Annotated in this window: 4 protein-coding genes; all 4 read right to left on the bottom strand. The window is 33.1% G+C overall.

The features are described 5' to 3' along the window. Positions 1-250: 250 nt before the first annotated feature. The 4 genes from GMD3S_RS0209445 to GMD3S_RS0209430 are packed head-to-tail and all read right to left on the bottom strand — an operon-like array spanning position 251 to position 1056. Positions 251-460, bottom strand: coding sequence for a hypothetical protein (locus GMD3S_RS0209445; RefSeq protein ID WP_000869797.1), 210 nt, complete (start codon positions 458-460; stop codon positions 251-253). A gap of 24 nt (positions 461-484) precedes the next feature. Then, positions 485-673: a hypothetical protein gene (locus GMD3S_RS0209440; RefSeq protein ID WP_000722238.1), complete on the bottom strand. Its 189-nt coding sequence runs from the start codon at positions 671-673 to the stop codon at positions 485-487. 9 nt (positions 674-682) lie between these two features. After that, complete coding sequence (locus GMD3S_RS0209435; protein ID WP_000415691.1) at positions 683-850, bottom strand: bacteriocin; 168 nt, start codon at positions 848-850, stop codon at positions 683-685. Positions 851-867: 17 nt separating this feature from the next. Continuing rightward, the gene (locus tag GMD3S_RS0209430; RefSeq protein WP_000180835.1) at positions 868-1056 is read right to left on the bottom strand and encodes a class IIb bacteriocin, lactobin A/cerein 7B family; all 189 of its coding nucleotides are present in this window, start codon (positions 1054-1056) and stop codon (positions 868-870) included. Positions 1057-1267: the final 211 nt, after the last annotated feature.

Below are 1267 nucleotides of genomic sequence, written 5' to 3'. Positions count from 1 at the left end.
TGATCCACCTGGGGACGATAGTGCCTTTTCCTAAATTTCATATCCTTCTCCTTTTTCTAATAATCTCTTTAAAAATTTGTAAGATTATTTTAACCAAATAAGGATGAAAACAGGAAAATATTCCTAAATAAACCATTTTTACGCCTAAAACGCACTTCAAAAAGCATAAACTATCATTTAAATGTAAAAAGCAGAACAAAAGTTCTGCCTGCTTAAAGTAACCGTTAAAAAATGAATGCCTAGAAATAAACTATTCTGAAATGATATTCTCTTTACTTCTATAAAGTGAGATAAATGTCATCAAAAATAATGAAATCGTAGGTATATCAAAACATTCAAACCACGTAGGTAGATTTATTTTGTTTACATCAGCCACAATTCTAATCATTAGATAAGCCATCGAGCTAGACAATACAATAAACTCTGGCCAAGCTTTTCCTAGTAATTGAACAACTTTCATCTCAAACTCCGATCTGATGGTTCATCAATTTCCAATCGTACTTTCTTTTGTTTTGTACTTGTATCCTACATAAAACAGACCAAGCAGAATTGGATAGGTTTCTGGATAAAACAGAGTATTGATCGGATTTTTCATAATCAAATACGTTGCGATATAAAGAATAATCGATACGACAAAATACCCCTCAGCAAATCCTAATAAGATTTTTTTCATAGCAGACTCCTATTTACCTGAAAAGAGTGCTCGAGTTGTTAAAATAGCTCCACCTGTATATACAAAACCTTTTACAAAACCAACTGCCACAGGGATAAGAAGGGGAAAGGCTCCCCCTTGAATTTCCTGCAAGTCCGTATCAGTCATTGTTTCAAATTTTAAAATAGATTTTTCCATATCATCTCCTCCTTCTATTACCATCTACTCGTCACATAATTATAACCTGCAATTCCTGCTGCAGTAATTCCACCAGCAATTTTAGCTGCTGTCACAGGATTAGCAATCACCCAAGCTACAATCGGCCATGCTCCCCCATTCACATCCGTCAACTCTTCTTCTGTAAGAGCTACAAAGTTCTGTTCCATGTTGTCAAAGTTTGTCATTTGTTTTCTCCTTATTTTTTCTATATATTTAATCTTTAACCTCTAAGCCACTTAAATAGCCAGATTGGGTAAATTACTGAAATCATTTTCTTCTCTCCTTTCTTTTTTCCTTACCTATCTATTTTCGAGAAGTAATTTAAAATGAACAGGTAAATTTCATTTATTTTAAATACCATTTGATCAACCATGGCAATAAGATTGGTAAATACAT

It is taken from the genome of Streptococcus sp. GMD3S (genome assembly GCF_000298695.2).
Classification (GTDB): Bacteria; Bacillota; Bacilli; order Lactobacillales; family Streptococcaceae; genus Streptococcus.
The sequence above is the reverse complement of the archived record's forward strand: the minus strand, read 5'-3'. Positions and strand labels throughout refer to the sequence as shown.